General features: G+C 73.1%; 16 protein-coding genes and 1 tRNA gene. 10 read left to right on the forward strand and 7 right to left on the reverse strand.

Features of this window, described 5'->3' with window-relative positions:
* Positions 1–60: 60 nt before the first annotated feature.
* Positions 61–1,467, reverse strand: coding sequence for a sensor histidine kinase (locus ACFXOM_RS17195; protein ID WP_384931390.1), 1,407 nt, complete (start codon positions 1,465–1,467; stop codon positions 61–63).
* Positions 1,464–2,153, reverse strand: a complete 690-nt coding sequence (locus ACFXOM_RS17200; protein ID WP_384931387.1) for a response regulator transcription factor — start codon at positions 2,151–2,153, stop codon at positions 1,464–1,466. The genes ACFXOM_RS17195 and ACFXOM_RS17200 overlap by 4 nt, the downstream gene beginning before the upstream one ends.
* 69 nt (positions 2,154–2,222) lie before the next feature.
* Between ACFXOM_RS17200 and ACFXOM_RS17205 the strand changes: the two genes are divergently transcribed.
* On the forward strand, positions 2,223–2,762 hold the full coding sequence (locus tag ACFXOM_RS17205; RefSeq protein ID WP_384931385.1) for a hypothetical protein: 540 nt from the start codon (positions 2,223–2,225) through the stop codon (positions 2,760–2,762).
* A gap of 62 nt (positions 2,763–2,824) precedes the next feature.
* On the opposite strand, the gene ACFXOM_RS17210 is transcribed toward ACFXOM_RS17205, so the two are convergent.
* Together ACFXOM_RS17210 and ACFXOM_RS17215 are read right to left on the reverse strand one after the other, a co-directional pair.
* Positions 2,825–3,694, reverse strand: a complete 870-nt coding sequence (locus tag ACFXOM_RS17210; RefSeq protein ID WP_384931382.1) for a spermidine synthase — start codon at positions 3,692–3,694, stop codon at positions 2,825–2,827.
* A 130-nt stretch (positions 3,695–3,824) separates the two neighbouring features.
* Positions 3,825–4,283: a hypothetical protein gene (locus tag ACFXOM_RS17215; RefSeq protein WP_384931380.1), complete on the reverse strand. Its 459-nt coding sequence runs from the start codon at positions 4,281–4,283 to the stop codon at positions 3,825–3,827.
* A 283-nt stretch (positions 4,284–4,566) separates the two neighbouring features.
* On the opposite strand from ACFXOM_RS17215, the gene ACFXOM_RS17220 reads away from it, so the two are divergent.
* Positions 4,567–5,949: a tetratricopeptide repeat protein gene (locus ACFXOM_RS17220; protein ID WP_384931378.1), complete on the forward strand. Its 1,383-nt coding sequence runs from the start codon at positions 4,567–4,569 to the stop codon at positions 5,947–5,949.
* A gap of 7 nt (positions 5,950–5,956) precedes the next feature.
* On the opposite strand, the gene ACFXOM_RS17225 is transcribed toward ACFXOM_RS17220, so the two are convergent.
* The gene (locus ACFXOM_RS17225) at positions 5,957–6,553 is read right to left on the reverse strand and encodes a histidine phosphatase family protein (protein ID WP_384931375.1); all 597 of its coding nucleotides are present in this window, start codon (positions 6,551–6,553) and stop codon (positions 5,957–5,959) included.
* A gap of 171 nt (positions 6,554–6,724) precedes the next feature.
* On the opposite strand from ACFXOM_RS17225, the gene ACFXOM_RS17230 reads away from it, so the two are divergent.
* The 7 genes from ACFXOM_RS17230 (at position 6,725) to ACFXOM_RS17260 (ending at position 13,183) form a co-directional block, all read left to right on the forward strand.
* Complete coding sequence (locus ACFXOM_RS17230; RefSeq protein WP_384931373.1) at positions 6,725–7,645, forward strand: phosphatase PAP2 family protein; 921 nt, start codon at positions 6,725–6,727, stop codon at positions 7,643–7,645.
* Positions 7,575–8,711, forward strand: a complete 1,137-nt coding sequence (locus ACFXOM_RS17235) for a hypothetical protein (RefSeq protein WP_384931371.1) — start codon at positions 7,575–7,577, stop codon at positions 8,709–8,711. Before ACFXOM_RS17230 ends, ACFXOM_RS17235 begins: the two co-directional genes overlap by 71 nt.
* Positions 8,712–8,805: 94 nt before the next feature.
* Positions 8,806–10,395, forward strand: coding sequence for a hypothetical protein (locus ACFXOM_RS17240; protein WP_384944938.1), 1,590 nt, complete (start codon positions 8,806–8,808; stop codon positions 10,393–10,395).
* A gap of 8 nt (positions 10,396–10,403) precedes the next feature.
* The gene (locus ACFXOM_RS17245; RefSeq protein ID WP_384931567.1) at positions 10,404–11,738 is read left to right on the forward strand and encodes an AAA domain-containing protein; all 1,335 of its coding nucleotides are present in this window, start codon (positions 10,404–10,406) and stop codon (positions 11,736–11,738) included.
* 83 nt (positions 11,739–11,821) lie between these two features.
* Positions 11,822–12,175 (forward strand): hypothetical protein, encoded by a 354-nt coding sequence (locus tag ACFXOM_RS17250; RefSeq protein ID WP_384931367.1) that lies wholly within the window; start codon positions 11,822–11,824, stop codon positions 12,173–12,175.
* Between the two features lie 275 nt (positions 12,176–12,450).
* Positions 12,451–13,119 carry a bifunctional DNA primase/polymerase gene (locus ACFXOM_RS17255; protein ID WP_384931365.1) on the forward strand — a complete coding sequence of 223 codons (669 nt, stop codon included), beginning with the start codon at positions 12,451–12,453 and terminating at the stop codon, positions 13,117–13,119.
* Positions 13,110–13,183, forward strand: a tRNA-Lys gene (locus ACFXOM_RS17260). Before ACFXOM_RS17255 ends, ACFXOM_RS17260 begins: the two co-directional genes overlap by 10 nt.
* 185 nt (positions 13,184–13,368) lie before the next feature.
* Here ACFXOM_RS17260 and ACFXOM_RS17265 read toward each other — a convergent pair.
* Positions 13,369–14,634 (reverse strand): M6 family metalloprotease domain-containing protein, encoded by a 1,266-nt coding sequence (locus ACFXOM_RS17265; RefSeq protein WP_385038362.1) that lies wholly within the window; start codon positions 14,632–14,634, stop codon positions 13,369–13,371.
* Between the two features lie 314 nt (positions 14,635–14,948).
* On the opposite strand from ACFXOM_RS17265, the gene ACFXOM_RS17270 reads away from it, so the two are divergent.
* Positions 14,949–16,874 (forward strand): putative bifunctional diguanylate cyclase/phosphodiesterase, encoded by a 1,926-nt coding sequence (locus ACFXOM_RS17270; protein ID WP_384944939.1) that lies wholly within the window; start codon positions 14,949–14,951, stop codon positions 16,872–16,874.
* Between the two features lie 154 nt (positions 16,875–17,028).
* Here ACFXOM_RS17270 and ACFXOM_RS17275 read toward each other — a convergent pair whose 3' ends face one another.
* The gene (locus tag ACFXOM_RS17275) at positions 17,029–18,126 is read right to left on the reverse strand and encodes an LLM class flavin-dependent oxidoreductase (RefSeq protein WP_384931357.1); all 1,098 of its coding nucleotides are present in this window, start codon (positions 18,124–18,126) and stop codon (positions 17,029–17,031) included.
* Between the last annotated feature and the right edge of the window lie 20 nt (positions 18,127–18,146).

Genomic DNA, 18,146 nt, shown 5'->3' on the forward strand with positions numbered 1-18,146 from the left:
TTCTTAGGGCGCACTTAAGGAACGCATCGGCGGCGATTATGGTTCGCCCCTGCGGGGAGATCAGTCCGCTGCGCCCCGACGGCTGCCCACGCCGCCCTTCCTGCGGCGCTCCGTGCGCCTCCCCAGCCGTCCCTGCGGGCGGGACTCGCCACCGAGCCCGATCCAGATGCGGACCTCCGTGCCCCCGAGCACCGACTGGCCGATGCGCAGGTCACCGCCGGTCGATTCGGCGACCCGTCGGACGATGTCCAGCCCGAGGCCCGTCGAACCGTGGCTGGCACCGCTGTTGCCACGGGCCAGTGCCGCCTCCGGATCGGCGATGCCCGGACCCGCGTCCGACACCAGCACGATCACGGCGTCGTCGCCGTTGTGCACGTCGACCGAGAAGGCCGTGCCCTCCGGGGTGTGCCGGAAGACGTTGCCGAGCAACGCGTCGAGCGCCGCGGTCAGTTCGGGCCTGGCCACGGGGATCCGCACGGGCCGGTCCACCCCGGCGAGCCGGACCTTGCGCCCCTCGTCCTCGGCGAGCGCCGACCAGAACTCCATGCGCTCGCGGACGACGGCGGACACGTCGCAGCCCGCTCCCGGGCCGGCTGCCTGGGTCTGCGGCTTCGCCTCCCGCGCCGTGCGGATGATCGTGTCGACCTCACGTTCCAGCTGCTCGACCGCGGCCCTGGTCTGGTCGGAGGCGGGCCCCGTGCCCAGCGATGCGGCATTCAACCGGAGCACCGTCAGTGGTGTGCGCAGCCGGTGCGACAGGTCGGCGGCCAGCTCCCGCTCGTTCGCCAGCAGTTGGACGACCTGGTCCGCCATGGAGTTGAACGCGACTGCGGCAGAACGGAGTTCGGTGGGCCCTTCCTCGGGGACCCGTGCGCCCAGCTTGCCTTCACCGAGGTCGTGCGCGGCGCCGGCCAGCCGCTGTGCCGGCTGGACCATGCGCACGCCGAGCCGGTCGGCGACCGCGACCGAGCCGACGATCAGTGCCGCCCCGACGCCCGCCAGCATCAGCCAGGCCGTGGTCACGCCGTTGCTGACCTCGCCCTCCGGGACGAACACCTCGATGACGGCGATCTTCCCCGAGCTGAGCGCGGTGGGTTGCAGCAGCGCGGAGCCGCCCGGGACCTCGGCGGTGGATGCGCGGCCGAGCTGCTGCGTGGTCCTCAGGTCCTTCATCACGGCCCGCCGACTGCCGATCTCCAGCTCTTGGCCGCCCGTCTCGTCTGAGGCGGGCACGTGCACCGCCATCCGGTTCGCCGCCCCTGCCTGGGTGGAGGCCACGGCCCGCTCCAGCTGGTCCCGGTCGGTGGTGATGGAGAGCGTCGGGCCGATGGCGGCTGCTTGTCGTTCGGCGTTTGAGAACGCCCGGTCCCTCGCCATCTCCTGGATGACCAGCCCGAGCGGCACCGCGAAGGCGATCACGACCATGGTCGTGACCGCCACGCACACCTTGACCAGCGCCCATCTCACTGCGGCGGCTCCAGCTTCACCCCGACCCCCCGGAGGGTGTGCAGGTACCGGGGGCGAGCGGCGGTCTCGCCCAACTTCCTCCGCAGCCACGACAGGTGCACGTCGATGGTCTGGTCGTCTCCGTACGCCTGCTGCCAGACCTCCGCGAGTAGCTCGCGGCGCGACACGACGACGCCCGGCCGCCCTGCGAGGAAGGCGAGCAGGTCGAACTCCCTCCGGGTCAGGTCCAGTTGGCTGCCGTCCAGCTCGGCCTGGCGTCGCAGCGGATCGATCGACAGCCCACCCACCTGGATCAGCCTGCTGGGCGGGGCATCACCCGTGACGGCGCGGGCCCGGCGCAGCACGGCGGACATCCGGGCCGACAGGTGCTCCACCGAGAACGGTTTGGTGAGGTAGTCGTCAGCGCCGTCGTTGAGGAGCCGCACGATCTCGGTCTCGTCGTCCCGAGCCGTGGCGATGATCACCGGAACGTCGGTGATGCCGCGCAGCATCTTCAGCGCCTCGGCGCCGTCGAGGTCGGGCAGACCGAGGTCGAGAACGACCACGTCGAACCGGAAATGGGCCACTTCACGCAGCGCCTCCAGGGCCGTCCCGACGCTCCGTACGGTGTGGGAGGCCTCGGTCAAGTGCCTGATGAGGGCGGAGCGCACGAACTGGTCGTCCTCGACCACGAGCACACTTGCCATGGGCGGCACCGTACGCCATCCGGAGTAACGCGGTCCCCTCTGGGACAAGCCCGGGGAGCGTGGTGCAGTATGGCCGGGATGCGGAGAGGTCTCGTTCACGCCATGGCGTGGTCGCTCGCCACGGGCGCGGCGGTCACGTTCTCCTGGTGGGGTGTGCACACGGTGATGGCGGGCACGGCGTACGACCCTCCGCGCGCGCTGCCCATCACCACGGACAACCGCACCACGCAGGGCTCCCCGTCCCGGGCTTCGTCGACGCCAAGGGTGCCGTCGCCGTCGGCGTCCGCCTCCCCCGTGCCGGAGCCCAGCCGCACCACCTCGCCCTCGCCGTCCCCCGAGCGCAGCAGCCCGGGCCGCCGCACGAGCCCCTCCGCACCGCCGCCTTCGGGGAGCGTGAAGAGCTACGCGGTGGAGGGTGGCCGGGTCGCGTTCGACATCGGATCCAGCGACGCGGAGCTGGTTTCGGCCACCCCGTCGCCGGGCTGGACGATGCAGGTGTGGAAGCAACCCACGTGGATCCGGGTGACGTTCTCCCGGGACGGCCACGAGAACGACGTCTTCTGCACCTGGAACGACCATCCGCCGCTCGTCCAGATCGAGGAGCGCTGAGCGGTCCCGGTCCCGTGGGGGCGTCCGCCCGGACGCCCCTTGCGCGCGGACGCTCCCGCCCGCTACGCGCGGAACACCCCGGGCGGCGGTACGGGGGAGGGCTCGGCCGCAGCGTCGGTGACCACCGCGGCGCCTCCGGTGAAGTCCGCCAGGGCACGCCCGTGTTCGACGCGTCCGGCATGGGGGTCGCTCGCGATCCGGCGGGTGAGCTCGGAAACCGGCAGCGTTCGGTCGGACCCGAGGAGTACGGCGTTGCCGAAGCGACGGCCGCGCAGTACGGCCGGGTCGGCGGCGAGGGCGAGTTCGGGGAACACGGTGGCGGCGGTGGCGACCTGGCCGCGCACATGCGTGAGCGGCGGACCGTCCGCGAGGTTCGCCGCGTACGTCCCGCCGGGTTTCAGCACCCGGCGCACCTCGGTGAGGAACTCCGCGGTGGTCAGGTGGGCGGGGGTGCGGGCGCCGCTGAAGACGTCCGCGACGACCAGGTCCGCCCAGCCGTCGGGGAGTTTGCCGAGACCGGCGCGGGCGTCGGTGGAGCGGACCCGTATCCGGGCCCCGGGGTCGAGCGGCAACCGGGAGCGGACCAGCTGGACCAGCGGGGCGTCCACCTCGACGATCTGCTGCGTGGAGCGCGGACGGGTGGCGGCGGTGTACCGCGCGAGGGTGAAAGCGCCGCCACCGAGGTGGACGGCGTGCACGGGCCGTCCCGAGGGGGCGGCGAGATCGATGACGTGGCCGAGTCGGCGCTGGTACTCGAAGGTGAGCAGTGCGGGATCGTCGAGGTCGACATGGGACTGGGGCGCCCCGTCGATCAACAGCGTCCAGGCCCGGGGCCGGTCCCGGTCGGGCACCAGCTCGGCGAGCCCGCCGTCCACGGGCTCGACGACGGCTTCGGCCGTCGACCGCCGTCCACGCTGCTTGTTCCGTGCCACACCGCCATTATCGCGGGGCCGCCCCGGAGGCATGCCGCCGGGAGCCTCGGAGGGGGAACGGGCGCCGGGCGGGCCTGGACCACCGGTCGCGGCCGACGGCCGGGGCGGGAGCCGACGGCCGGGACCGGAGCTACGGGAACTGGATGCTGTCCGCGGCCTCGATCAGTCGGGCCGCCTCGCCCAGCGCCTCGCGGAGCACAACCGGGTCGGTGACCGGACCGGCGTCACCTGGCGGGAGCAGCCAGCCCGCCCCCGAGACCGGGTCCCCCCCGGCGTCGGGCCCGTCCGAGAGCCGCAGCCCACGGCCCGACGTCTGTGTGCAGGCGCTGCCCGGCACGTCCCAGCCGGCCGCGGTGCCGGGCGGCACGAGGAAACCGAGGGTGTCGCAGCTGCCGTCGAGGAGCACCGGACCGACCGCGGGGACGCCGCCGCGGCGGAGGATGTCCACGGCTTCCAGTCCCTGCCGGGCCGGTACGGTCACCAGGTCGCACGGCTCCCCGCGGACCCTCCCGCCCGCGTCCGGCACCGCGCTGCGCTCCTCGGTGGGCAGGTGCTGAGCACTCGTCCGCGAGCCACTGCCGGTCTCCATGCCGACCTCCAACAAGGGAACCCCTCCTCGCCGAGCGGGAACACCCACCGTGTGCCCGCACGGTTCAACGCCCGGCCGCGTCAACGGCTACGGCGGCGCGCCGCCGCAAAGGATGGCAGTTCATGGCGGATCGCGGGTGAGATATCCCGTTTGTAGCCAAACGCCGTGTGTCCAACCCGTCACAGCAGGTACTTTCGTGCCCCGCCGGAGCACGGAGCATCAGGTCCGGGGAAACACCCGGAAAGCTGCGGCAGTACCAGCGGTACCAGGAGAGGGCTCGGCCATGGCGTCGTCACGGGCAGTTCCCAACCTCGCCTTCCGGCGGCTGCGCGGACAGCGGTCGCCCGGGGAGTTCGCCGCGCTCGTCCGCAGGGCCGCACGGGAGATCGGCGAGCAGGTCGCCTGCGACGCCCGGTACGTCGGGCGGGTGGAGGCGGGGGAGATCCGCTGCCCCAACTACGCCTACGAACGCGTCTTCCTGCACATGTTCCCCGGCAGGACCCTGGCGGACCTGGGTTTCGCGGCACGTGCGGAAGTACGGGGCGGGGCGGCGCGGCGCCGAACGCCACCGCGCCCTGGTCCGTACCTCGGTACCGACGGCACCAACAGCACCTACGACAGCAACGAGGAGAGCGACGTGCTGCGTCGCGCATTCATGACCGGCGGCACCGCCACGGTGGCGACCGCATCCCTGGGCCTCGGCTCCCCGTCCGGCACCGAAGCACTCCGCACGGACGTGCCACGGCAACGGATCGGCGAGCCGGAGGTCACCGCCGTCGAAACGGCGGTGCGCCAGATCCGGCTCCTGGACGACCGACACGGCGCGGACGGCCTGTACCAGCGCGCCGCCCAACCGCTGCGCACCGCGTACGCCCTGCTCGACGCCGGGGCCACCACCCGGAGTTCCCTCGCCGGGCGGCTCGCGGCGGGTGCGGGCGAGCTGGCCATCTCGGTCGGCTGGCTGGCCCACGACTCGGGACGCTTCGACGACGCGCGTTCGCACTACGCCGAGGCCCTGGCGACGGCGCGCGTCGCCGGCGACCCGGCGCTCGAGGCCCATGCGTTCTGCAATTCGTCCTTCCTCGCCAGGGACGCCGGCCGGCACCGGGAGGCGGTGCGCGCCGCCCAGGCGGGGCAACTGGCCGGCGGTCGGCTCGGATCGTCCCGGTTGCTGGCGCTGCTCAGCCTCCGCGAGGCGGGCGCCCGGGCCGGGCTCGGCGATCGCAGCGGATGCGAGCGAGCCCTGTCCCGAGCCCACGTGCTCTTCGGGCGGGGGCCCTCGGACGCCGACCCGGAGTGGATGTCGTTCTTCGGCGAGCCGGAGCTCCAGGCCCTGGAGGCGCAGTGCTGGTCGGCCCTGGGCGACTGGACCCGCGCCGCCCGCCACGCACATCGCGCGGTCACCCTCCAGGACCCGCACTTCGCCCGCAACCTCGCCCTGTACCGGGCCCAGCTGGCCTCCGACCTGGCCCGCGCGGGTTCGCTCGCCGAGGCGGCGGCGGTCGCCGGGCAGGTCCTCGACCTCCTCGACCGCGACGTGCAGTCCTCGCGCATCCGCGCGATGCTCGCGGGTACGGCGCGGGTGATGGTGCCCCGCCGCAAGGCGGAGGGCGTCGCCGGCTTCCTGGACCGCTACGCGGCTCGGACCGCCACGGCCGCGGTCTGAGGCACGATCAGGTGCCCAGGTGGCCCGTGTCGTTCCAGCGTGACAGCGCCGGGGCGCCGTAGGCCCAGCCGAGCACGGAGAAGCTGGTCGGGTCGAGGGAGATGCGGGCGGCGAAGGAGACGTCCTCGCCCAGCCAGCGGGCGCCGAGGACGCGCAGGATGTGGCCGTGCGCGAAGACCAGCACGTCGCGGTCGGCCGAGCGCACCCATTCGATGATCCCGTCCGCGCGGGCGGCGAGCTGGGCCATGGTCTCCCCGTCGGGGACGCCGTCGCGCCAGATGAACCAATCGGGATCGACCGCGTGGATCTCGGCCTGGGTCATGCCCTCGTATGTGCCGTAGTCCCACTCCATCAGGGCGTCCCAGTCCTGGGCACGGTCGCCGAAACCGGCGAGCTCGCAGGTCTCACGGGCGCGGGCGAGCGGGCTGGTGCGGACCTCCGCGTCGGGCAGTCCGTCAAAGGGAGACCTGTGCAGCCTCTCCCCCACCAGCTTCGCGCCGCGGCGGCCTTCGTCCAGAAGGGGGATGTCGGTCCGTCCCGTGTGCTTGCCCTGCAGGGACCACTCGGTCTGACCGTGCCGGACGAGAAGTATGTGCGGTGCCATACGACCATCATCACCCAGATGAACGGGCGGCGACCGCCGGGCGGCTTCCCGGACGGCTCCGGCGCGCCCGGGTGGGTCGGGGGCGGTGGGCCGGGCCTTTTCTGTACGCCGTACGGTGAAAAGCGGCCGGTGGCCACGATCCGCGGGAAGAGCCAGAGGGAGAACGTCCGGATGACGAGCGCGCCCCTGGGCGGGGTCCCCCGGCTCCGCTGGTGGAGTGAACTGTGGCTCGTCGTCGTGGTCTACGCCGCGTACACGGCGGGCCGGCTGCTCGCCCGGGGCGACGAGTCGACGGCGGTCGGCAACGGTCTGGCGATCCTACGGATCGAGGACGCCGTCGGGCTCGACCCCGAACACCCGCTCAACCGGCTGTTCACCGCGAACGGCGCGCTCGGCGTACCGGCCGACCTCGCGTACGCCTCGCTGCACTACCTCGTCACCCCGGCGATCCTGGTCTGGCTGTTCCGCAGGCGCCCTGCGCACTACCGGGCGGCCAGGGCCTGGCTGCTGGTCTCCACCCTCCTCGGACTCGTCGGTTTCACTCTGCTGCCGACGTGTCCCCCACGGCTGCTCGGCGCCGGGTTCGGTTTCACCGACACGATGGCGCACTACAGCGCGTACGGCTGGTGGGGCGAGGAGGCGAGCGCGCCCCGGGGGCTGGGCGGGATGACGAACCAGTTCGCCGCGATGCCGAGCCTGCACGTCGGCTGGGCGCTGTGGTGCGGGGTGATGCTCTGGCGGTACGGCCGCGGGCTCCCGACGAAGGCGATGGGCGTGGCGTATCCCCTGGTCACCGCGCTCGTGGTGATGGGGACGGCGAACCACTACTTCCTGGACGCGGTGGCAGGGGCCGCCGTGATGGGGGCGGGAATGCTGCTCTCCCGGCCGGCGGTGCGGTGCACGGACCGGATCGCGTTGCGGTCCGCAACGGCCCGCCGACAGCAGCGGGCCACGGTCGAGGGGACGACGGGAACCGAGGACGGTGTCCCGGCTGTCAGTGGCGGATGCAAGACTTCCGCGGGTGAGCACATCCCTGGACAGCGGACCTCCTCCACAGGCGCCGGCGACGGCTCTCCGGCAGCGACTCGCTGAGCTGCGCGGCACGTCCGCCGCGCCGCATCCGCTCGATGCGCGCGCCCTGGCGGCGCTCGCCGCCAATCCCGGTTGCCAGCGACGGGCGTTGCTGGACGGCGCCGGTGTGGACAAGGCGGCGCTCGCCCGCGCTCTGGGCTCGCCCGCCGCCTTCGGCCAGTCCCAGTTCGCCTTCATGCGCGGCAACGCGTTCGAGGCCCGGGTCAAGGCCGACGGCGGTACGGAGCTGCTGAAGCTGCTCGGCGTCGAAGAACCGCGGGCGGCCCTGGTCCCCGATCTCACCGCGGCCGGGCCGCATGGGCGCGCGGCGCGTACCGCACTGGCCCTGCGGGAGGCCACCGCCGCGGGCGGGTGGACCCTGCTCGACCACCCGATGGTGGCGCTGGAGGTGGCCGGCTCACCGGCGTACCTGGAGCCGGACGCGGTCGTGGTGCATCCGGACGGCCGGTGGACGGTCGTGGAGATCAAGTCCTTCCCGGTGGTCGACGGTTCTGCGGACGCGTCGAAGGTCGGTGCGGCGGCGCGGCAGGCCGCGGTGTACGTCCTCGCGCTGGAGCGCGTCGCGGCGTTGGCGGAAGGGGCCTCCGTGGCCCACTCCGTGCTGCTGGTCTGCCCGAAGGACTTCTCGAACCTGCCCTCCGCGTCGGTGGTCGACGTCCGCAAGCAGCTGTCGGTCACCCGGCGCCAGCTGGCCCGGCTGACGCGTGTCGAGGACATCGCGGCCGTCCTGCCCGAGGGGGTGACCTTCGACGTGGCGACGTGCTCCGCGGCGGAGCTCTCGTCCGCGGTCGCCTCGGTCCCCGCTGCGTACGCCCCCGAATGCCTGTCCACCTGCGAGCTCGCCTTCCACTGCCGCGAACGGGCGCGCGCCACGGGGGCCGTCGAGGCCTTGGGGCGGGGCGTGCGCGGCGAACTGGGCGGGCTGACGGACGTCGCCGGGGTACTGGCGGCCGCCCGCGGTGCGTCGGGCGACCCGGCGGACCCGGCGGTCGCCGCACTGCGCAGGGCGGCCGAGCTCCGGGCCGAGGCGCTCAACGCGGCCCGCGCGGGACGGGGGAGCGTCTGATGGCCGGGGTGCTCGGGACGGCGACCGGGGCCGGTCGTACCGCCCGCACGGCGCACCGGGCTCCTCACGCCTGCGGGCGCGCGAGGAGGGACACGTGTCGCTGATCAGTACCCTCGCGCGGCTGGAGGCCGTCGAGACCGGCCGGGCCCAGCCGCTCGCCACCGTGCGGCACCGTCATCTCACGGACCGGCCGCTCGTGTTCGTACCGCTCACGACCGCCGGTGAGGCGGGTGCACCGCTCGGAGCACTCGTGGGGACCGACCGGGACGCGCCGCGGCTGCTGACCGTGGCACAGCCCCGGGACCGGGACCTGCGCTTCGGATTCCTCGCCGAGCTGGCGGAGGCGATCCTGCCCTATCTGGACGGGTACGCGGAATCCGTCGAACCCGCAGAACGCAGTGAGACGGACCCGGCAACGGGAAAGCGGACCAAGGTCGAGGTCGAGCTGTGCACCGACGCCCCTCAACTGATCGTGCCGAGTCGGCCCGGAATCGATTTCGTGCGGCTCCTGGGGCGGTCGATGCGCTTCAGGCGCACGGCGGAGCAGGACCCCGACGCGCCCCATCCGGCACCACCGCGGGTACCGCTGCTCGGCCGATGGCTGACCCACTACGGCGAGCGGGCGCGGGTGCCCGGCTCCTCGCTCCTGTTGTCGATGACGGACCTGCTGGCCAGGCACTGGGCGACCGGCCAGTCCCACCTGGAGGACCAGCACCTGGGAGCACTGCTCGCCTGGGTGGATCCGCCCGCAGGGGTGTCGGGGGTGCAGGCCGCGCTGCGGGCGGAGCTGGAACGTGACCCGGAGGGGCAGCTGGTGTGCCCACCGGCCGGTCCTGCCACGGACCCCGCGTTCGACAACGAGCTGCTGGCGCCTGCGATCGAACGGTACGACCGGGCGCGCCAGGCCCTCGCCGCGGCGGAGGACGGCGCGGCGGCGGACGAGCAGCTGACCCGGCTGACGACGGCCGAGCGGGAGATCCGGGGCCTGCTCGCGGGGGTGCTCAAGCCCACCTGGGACGCCGTGTGGCAGGGGCTCGACCTGCTGCGGACCCTGCCGGAGGGGCAGCGGAGCGCCGACCGGTGGACCCGCGATCGCTGGTCGTTCACCGGTCACCGGGACCGGGTGCGGGCGGGCGAGCCCCCGCAGCCACGCCGGGACGACGCGGTGACCGCCGCGCAGAAGCTGGCGGCGCGCGAGACGGCGCAGGCACAGGTGGACGCACAGGAGGCGCTGGACGATCCGTTGGTCCTGGCGGGACGGCGACTCGCGGGCGAAGCCTTCGTCGGCGAGGTCACCGAGGTGGTGCCGGCCTGGTCGGAATCCAAGCGGCCCTCGCCCCGTCCGCTGGTGAGCGTGCGCACGGACGACCGGCCGCACCTGGGCGCGGGCGTGAAGGTGTACCGCTCGTTGGAGGGCAGACCACAGTCGGCGGAGTTCGTCCGCTACGCGGAGGACGGCTCGCTGGTGGTGCGGTTGCTGGACCGGATGGGCCGCTCGAAGCACCCGGCCGAGGGGTCCGTTCCGGAGAAGGGCGACCGGATCGCCTGGACGCTGTTCGAGCACGACCAGAGGAGCGGGCCGAAGCTGCCGGACCCGGCGGAGACGCCGTGGACGCACGGCGGGCCGCCGCGGTCCGACGCGCCCGAGGGACCCGATCCCGTCACCCCGGAGGACCTGCTGTGAACAGCACCGTGACCACGTTGTTCGACCCGGGCCGGGAGGCGGCCCGGGCCACCCGTGCGATCCTCGACGACACCCTGAGCGGCACGTCGCGCGGCGTCGTCGTGGATTCGCCGCCCGGCGCGGGCAAGTCGACCCTCGTGGTACGCGCGGCTCGCGAGTTGGCGGCCGCCGGTCGGCCCCTGATGGTCGTCGCCCAGACCAACGCCCAGGTGGACGACCTGGTGCTGCGGCTCGCGGAGAAGGAGCCCGAGCTGCCCGTCGGACGGCTGCACAGCAACGACCCGGCCCCGTACGACCCCGCGCTGGACGGGCTGGCGAACGTGCGCACGTCGGCGAAGGCGGGCGATCTCGCGGGACTGGACGTGGTGATCTCGACCGCGGCCAAGTGGGCGCACGTGAAGGGCGTCGATCCGTGGCGGCACGCGATCGTGGACGAGGCGTACCAGATGCGCTCGGATGCGCTGCTCGCCGTCGCCGGACTGTTCGAGCGGGCGCTGTTCGTCGGGGATCCGGGCCAGCTCGACCCGTTCTCGGTGGTCGGCGCCGAGCAGTGGGCGGGGCTGTCGTACGACCCGTCGGCGAGCGCGGTGTCCACCCTGCTGGCGCACAACCCGGACCTGCCGCAGCACCGACTGCCGGTCTCCTGGCGGCTGCCGGCGTCCGCGGCCCCGCTCGTGTCGGGCGCCTTCTACCCGTACACGCCCTTCCGCAGCGGTACGGGAGCCGGTGACCGGCGGCTGGCCTTCGGTGTCCCCTCCGATGGCACGGCCTGCGACCGGGTGCTGGACGTGGCCGCGGATTCGGGCTGGGGGCTGCTGGAGCTGCCCGCCCGGCACACGCCGCGCACCGACCCGGAAGCGGTGCGGGCCGTGGCCCGGGTGGTCCGACGGCTGCTGGAACGCGGCGGTGCCTCGGTGTCCGAGCGCTCGACGGAGCCGTTGGCCGTCACTCCCGATCGGGTCGCCGTCGGCACCGCGCACCGCGACCAGGCGGCGGCGGTCCGGGCCGCGCTCGCGGAGCTGGGAGTGTGCGGGGTGGCGGTCGACACGGCGAACCGGCTGCAGGGACGGGAGTTCGACGTGACGGTCGTGCTGCATCCGCTGTCGGGACGCCCGGACGCGACGGCCTTCCACTTGGAGACGGGGAGGCTCTGCGTGCTGACCTCGCGCCATCGTCACGCGTGCATCGTGGTCTGCCGCGCGGGGGTGGCGGAACTCCTCGACGAGCATCCGTCGACGGAGCCGGTGCAACTGGGCGTCACGGTGAAGTTCCCGGACGGCTGGGAAGCGATGATGACCACAATGGACCACCTGTCCCGTCACAGGGTGTCGTGGCGGCCGTAGGGTGGAGCGGCCCGTTCCCTCCCGGGCGCACTTGTGCGGGGCGCGACAATGGGGGTGGTCGGAACGACGAGGAGGAGACGCGCATGGCGGAGTCGTCGGATCGGAGCGAGCGGCGGATGCGGCCTGCGCCGCTGCTCTTCGAGCCCTCGGAGGCCGCCTCCGACCCGGAGCACTTCTTCGACCTGGAATCGATAGAGGATCCCCGGGAACTGCTCTCCCGTGCCACGGAACTGACCCTGGCCTTCCAGGCGGCGACGGACCGCGCACTGGAGTTCCAGGCCATTGCGGCAGCCCAGCTCGCCGATCCTCGCCGGTTCGACCGGTTGACCGCGACGGACATCGCCCTGCGGGCCGAGTGGAGCGAGGACTACGCGAAGCGCATGATCGACTTCGGCCGGGACCTCCTTCGCGGCCCTGATCCCACCTCCGCGAAGTAGTTCGGTCGGAGCCGGGGGCGGCCGTCGTACGAACGGCGCCTCGGGTCCCGAGCGAGCCGGGGCGGGATCGGCAGCGACCGCAACCCGACCTGCGGCTTCCGCCGTGCCCGTGCCCCGGTGGGCCGGCCCGGTGCCACGGGTTCGTCCCCGCACGGGTGCACCGGCGAGTGCACGGATGGCATATGCGGTGCGCAAGATACTCCCTCCTACCCCGCCGCGTCCGGATTTCCCGCAACTCGCAGGCACCGGACACTGACTCTCGGTAGACGTAGGGCATGACCGTATGGCTGCGAGACGAGATCCCCCTGAGCCCCGCGGGTGACGAGGACGAGCACCGCCAGGACCTCCTCGGTCCCCTCCGGGAGGACGGCCGGCACCACGCCGACCGGATCACCGCAGCAGGCGTCGACTGGCTCGCCTCCGCCAGCGCCTCCCCGCGCTCCACGCTCGCCCTCTGGGAGGCCCGACCGACCGTGCCCGCCGTCGTGCCGTGCGGAGGGGTCTTCGACGTCGTGAACGTGCCCGCGATCTTCGGGCGGCGGATGCTGGACCGCCTGTGGTCACAGGGGCCCGGCTCGGGACCAGTCGCCTGTCACCGCGGCCGGACACTGCTCTTCGCCGCACCGGGCACCGCCCAGCGCCTGCCGTCCCTGCTCGCGTGGGAGCAGTGGGGCAGTGCCGTGCCCCCGCTGATCTGTCACGGCGCCGGGGACGCGATCACCGTTCCCCCGGTCGCCCCGGCCACCGCCCCCCGCGAGGGCGCGCCGGTCCCGCGCTGGATGGTCGCGCCCGACACGCGGCAGCCCTGGCTGCCCGGGCCGGAAGTGCTGCTGTGGGCCTGCGTGCGCGCCGCCAGGTCGACCGCTGCCGCGGCGGTCCGTATATCGATTTTTCCTCCCGCGGATCAGGGTGCTAATGTCTACGACGTCAGCAGGCGCCGCTAGCTCAGTTGGTTAGAGCAGCTGACTCTTAATCAGCGGGTCCGGGGTTCGAGTCCCTGGCGGCGCACAGACGGAAGAAGCCCTCCGCGGAAGCGGGGGGCTTCTTCGTGCGCCCGGGGACACGGGCCCCGTGCCCAGGCCCGCACCCGGAACCGGGGCCCAGTGGCCGCCCTCCGCCCACCGGGGTCCGCGACCGGACGCGGCCACCACGGCGGAACGGCGAGGGCGCCCCCGCCACCCGCCCCGAGCGCCTCACCGACGGGGCACGGCCGTCGTGATCTTCACGTTCCACGCCCCGGTGGGCGTGCGGTCCGCCACCTCCACCCGGACCCCGTCCTCCTTCACGGTGAACGTCTCCCCGACCCCCAGCGGCGCGTCCGCCAAGGGCGGGTAGACCGACTCGTCCCAGCACGCCTCGGTCTTCGGATGGGTGTCGATCACCTGGACGGGACCGCCCCCGGACGCCGCCTCGTTGCCCACGCGGTAGATGAGTACACCCTCCGTACAGATGTCCCGGTCGTTGCCGGTCGCGCTGCGCGCCTCGATCGCCAGGGCGGTGTTCGCACCGGTCCTGACGACCGCGAGTCGGGTGCCGACCGACGCGCCGCGGGCCGGCGCCGCTGCGAGCGGCTCCAGGGTGAGCATCCGATCGGCGGGCCCCGCCACGCACCGCACCTGCCATCGGTTCAGCCAGCCCAGCTTCCACTTGTGCCAGCCGAAGGGCTCGGGGGCGAGGCCGAACTGGCTGCCCATCACGTCCCAGTCGCCCACGTGGGTGTCCCAGTCACCCTTGCCGTCCGCCGGGCGGTGGTAGAGGTCCGGCAGGTCGAAGACGTGGCCGGTCTCGTGTGCGAGCACGTTGCGGTCGGGGGGGTGCCGTTCGAAGACGGTGACCGCCCGCTTGAGGTCGGCACCGTCGGCACGGACCGGCTGGTCGAAGTTGACGACCTTCGTCGCATCGGAGTCGACGCCGGGAGCGTCGGGGTCGGCGACCAGGTAGACGACGTCGTAGCGCGAGAAGTCGACCAGTGGATCGGCCGCGGCGATCGCGTCCCGTAGGTAAGCGGAGCGCCGATCGGCGTCCCAGTCGCGCTTTATCCGGTACGCCGTCGACTTCTGCGGCATCCGCACCCACTGCCGCAGGGGATGGGCCCGCAGGAGGAACTTCCCGTACGACGCCCGACGAAAGAAGTCGGACGTGGCCGGGAAGTGGTCGGCGGCCAGCTCCGCCGGGGTGGTCAGGGGGCTGGAGTCCGGGAAGGACAGGAAGATCATGACCGCGTCGAGGTTGCGGTCAGGCCGCGGGTAGGCGGTGTTCCAGCTGTCCAGGCCCAGGGAGTGGTGGGCCGCCGTGCGGGGCAGTGCGCAGGGTACCGCCGAGGTGTCGGCCACGGCCGGCCCGGCCACGAGCGAGGTGGCGGCGACGGCCGCGAGGGACGTCAAGGCGGCCGCCGCGGCGCGCAGGCGAGGCCGTTCCACCCCGTCGGGTGATCCCGGCTGCGTCTGCTGACCCTCCACGTCGACCTCCGGCTGCGGAATGCTGGGCGCCTCACCCAGCTTGTGCGCTTTTAGGACAATTCGCACTGTTCCGCTGCCCCGGCCGGGTGAGATGGGACGACACCCCGATGGCTCACAGAAAGTCACAACCGATCACGAGGGCTCTGGCCAGGGCCATAGGTGCGCAGAAACGATCGGTCTGGACCTTCCCGTGCTCCTCGTCACCGTCAGGACGCTGGAACGGCCACCCGGCCAGCCTCTATGATCGGCACACTTTCCCGGCTTTCCGGCCCCGACCAGACCTGAACGACACGACTGCCCTGCGGGAGCGAGCGGTGAGCGGAAACACGAAAGGACCGGGTCAGGCGGCCGTCGCCACCTCCGGGACCGCCCGGCCGTCCATCACGGAGCGTGATCCAGCCGCCCCACCGACCGCTGCCCAGGACCGCCCGCAGTCCGACCTGGCGCGGACCGCGGATCACCCGGCCCACGAGACCCGCGGGACCGGCGCGCGCGCCACGGGGCACCGGCCGAACAGTGCCGAACTGCGCGACTACCGAGCGGCGTTCAACGCCGCCGAGCTCGCCATGGCGGTCGTCGACGAGGAGGGCGTCGTCGTCAGCGTGAACGACGCCTTCGCCGCGCTCCTGGGCACCGAGCCCGCCGCTCTGCACCGGCGGTCAGCCGCCGATCTGGTCGACCTCACGTCCGACGGCAGCACCCGGCACGCCTACCGCCAGGTGCTGCACGGATGCAGCTCACGGTTCCGTTGCACGCGGCGGCTCAAGCACGCCGACGGCCGCTCCATCTGGGCCGAGGTGTCCGTCACATCCGTGCCGGACAGTCCGCGCGTCCTGCTCTCGATCGCCGACGTCAGCGACCGGCGGGAGCTCCAGGGGCGCCTGCGTCACCTCCAGATGCACGACCCGGTGACCCGGCTACCCAACCGCACGCTGTTCTTCGAGCGGCTCTCGTCCGCGTTGGAGACGTCGTCCTACCAGCACGCCGGCACGGGCCGGATCGGGCTGTGCTACCTCGACCTCGACGGGTTCAAAGCCGTCAACGACACCTTGGGCCACCGCGTCGGCGACCGGCTGCTCACCGCCGTGGCCGCCCGGCTCACCGACTGCGCGAACACCGCCGGCCACGCCCGCAGCGGCGGCCACCTCGTGGCCCGGCTCGGCGGCGACGAGTTCGCCGTCCTGGTCGAGGACTCCACCGGTACGGAGCAGCTCGCCGACCTGGCACGGTCCGTGCTGGCCGCGCTCCAGGTCCCGTTCGACCTGGCCGGCCAGCGGCTGTCGGTCTCGGCTTCGATCGGGGTCGTCGAGCGGGCCGCCGAGGGGACGACCGCGACCGGGCTGATGCAGGACGCCGACACGACGTTGTACTGGGCGAAGGCGGACGGCAAGGCACGCTGGACCCTCTTCGACCCGGAACGCAACGCCCACCGGATGACCCGGCAGGCGCTCTCGTCGATGCTCCGGCCCGCCGTCGAGCGCGGGGAGTTCGCGCTGGAGTACCAGCCGCTGGTGTGCATGGCGGACGGGGCGGTGCGCGGCGTCGAGGCGTTGGTCCGTTGGAACCATCCGCAGTTCGGCACGCTGGCGCCGAATCGGTTCATCGGACTGGCCGAGGAGGACGGGTCGATCGTGCAGCTGGGCCGCTGGATCCTGCGGACCGCGTGCCGGCAGGCCAAGCAGTGGCAGACGGACCACCCCGGCGAAGCACCGATCTTCGTCAGCGTCAACGTCGCCGTACGCCAGGTGTGGGACTCCGACCTGGTCGCCGACGTCGCCGGAATCCTCGCGGAGGTGGATCTGGCCCCGCACCTGTTGCAGCTCGAACTCACCGAGTCCGCGGTGATGGGCTCGGCGGGGCGCCCGCTCCAGGCGCTCCAGGCGCTGAGCGACATGGGGGTCCGGATCGCGATCGACGACTTCGGGACCGGTTACTCCAATCTCGCCTACCTGAGCCGGCTCCCGGTGTCCGTGCTGAAACTCGACGGATCGTTTGTCCGCGGCTTCCGCTACGACGACGGGACCCATCCGAATCCGGCCGACGAGACGATCGTGGAAGCCATGGTCCAGCTCGCCCACCGCCTCGGTCTGACCGTCACGGCGGAGTGCGTGGAGACGGCGGGCCAGGCCGAACGGCTGCGCCGCATCGGGTGCGACACGGGCCAGGGTTGGCTGTACTCCCGCGCCGTGGCACCGGAGCGCATCGACGGGATGATCGGGGTCAGCCCGCTGGCGGTGTGAGCCGGCCGGGACCGGGGCTCCGGTCCGCGCCACCCGCCGCGACCGCGCCGGCCCCGTCCCGTCCCGACCGCAGGCCGCAAGTCCCGGGGCCTCGGTCGATCGCCACCCGGCCCCACCCGGCCTTCCCGGACGTCGTTCCGGCAGTCCGTACGCGTCATTCCGGCAGTCCGTACGCGTCCGCGATCAGCCCGTAGGACCGCACGCGCGCCCCACCGTCGTGTGCGTTGCTCGTGATCATCAGCTCGTCGGCGCCGGTGCGCTTCTGCAGCTCGTCAAGGCCCACGCGCACCTCGTCGGGGGTGCCGTGGACGACGTTGGCGAGCCAGCCGTCCACGAACTCCCGTTCCCACGGGTCGAAGGCGTACGCCTCGGCCTCCTCCGGCGTGGGGATCAGCCCGGGGCGACCGGTGCGCAGCCTCAGCATCGACAGCGCACCGGTCATGACCTGGCGGCGGGCTTCGCGGGCGTCGTCGCTGGCCAGGGCGGAGACCCCGATCAGGGCGTAGGGGGCGTCCAGTACGGCAGAGGGGCGGAAGCTTTCCCGGTAGAGATCGAGTGCGGGGACGGTGTGCTGTGCCGAGAAGTGGTGCGCGAAGGCGAAGGGCAGCCCGAGTACGCCCGCCAGACGGGCGCTGAAGCCCGACGAGCCGAGCAGCCAGATCGGCGGCCGGGCCGTGGACTGGACTCCGCCGGGTGCGGTGGCCTGCACCGGGCCGGGGACGGCGTGGATGCGCGCGTAGGGATGGCCGTCCGGGAAGTCGTCGTCCAGGAAGCCGGTCAACTCGGCGAGCTGCCGGGGGAAGTCGTCGCCACCCCGGTCAGGGGCTTCGCTGCGGCGCAGGGCCGCGGCCGTGGCACCGTCCGTTCCCGGTGCGCGGCCCAGCCCCAGGTCGATCCGGCCAGGCGCGAGTGCCTCCAGGGTGCCGAACTGCTCGGCGATCACCAGGGGCGCGTGGTTGGGAAGCATCACTCCGCCGGAACCGAGCCGGATCCGTTCGGTGTGGGCGGCGAGATGAGCGAGGATCACCGCGGGGGAGGACGAGGCGACGCCGGGCATCGAGTGGTGCTCCGCCACCCAGTGGCGGTGGTAGCCGCGCCGTTCGGCGAGCCGGGCGATGTCCACGCTGGTCCGCAGGGCCTGGGTGGCGGTGCGGCCGCTGCCGACGGTCACCAGGTCCAGTACCGACAACGCGACGGGGGCGCCTCCACGCGCCGCGCCCCTGATCCCGTCGCCTGCGTCCGCTGTCTCCACGAGTGGTGCCCTCCTGTCAG

The sequence above is a fragment of the Streptomyces sp. NPDC059169 genome (genome assembly GCF_042755225.1).
In the GTDB taxonomy this organism is placed as follows: Bacteria; Actinomycetota; Actinomycetes; order Streptomycetales; family Streptomycetaceae; genus Streptomyces.

Bases quoted from the DNA above. Each gene is read 5' to 3' on its own strand.
- ACFXOM_RS17200 (WP_384931387.1), bottom strand. From the start codon at position 2,153: ATGGCAAGTGTGCTCGTGGTCGAGGACGACCAGTTCGTGCGCTCCGCC.
- ACFXOM_RS17205 (WP_384931385.1), top strand. From the start codon at position 2,223: ATGGCCGGGATGCGGAGAGGTCTCGTTCACGCCATGGCGTGGTCGCTC.
- ACFXOM_RS17215 (WP_384931380.1), bottom strand. From the start codon at position 4,283: ATGGAGACCGGCAGTGGCTCGCGGACGAGTGCTCAGCACCTGCCCACC.
- ACFXOM_RS17220 (WP_384931378.1), top strand. From the start codon at position 4,567: ATGGCGTCGTCACGGGCAGTTCCCAACCTCGCCTTCCGGCGGCTGCGC.
- ACFXOM_RS17225 (WP_384931375.1), bottom strand. From the start codon at position 6,553: ATGGCACCGCACATACTTCTCGTCCGGCACGGTCAGACCGAGTGGTCC.
- ACFXOM_RS17230 (WP_384931373.1), top strand. From the start codon at position 6,725: ATGACGAGCGCGCCCCTGGGCGGGGTCCCCCGGCTCCGCTGGTGGAGT.
- ACFXOM_RS17250 (WP_384931367.1), top strand. From the start codon at position 11,822: ATGGCGGAGTCGTCGGATCGGAGCGAGCGGCGGATGCGGCCTGCGCCG.
- ACFXOM_RS17255 (WP_384931365.1), top strand. From the start codon at position 12,451: ATGACCGTATGGCTGCGAGACGAGATCCCCCTGAGCCCCGCGGGTGAC.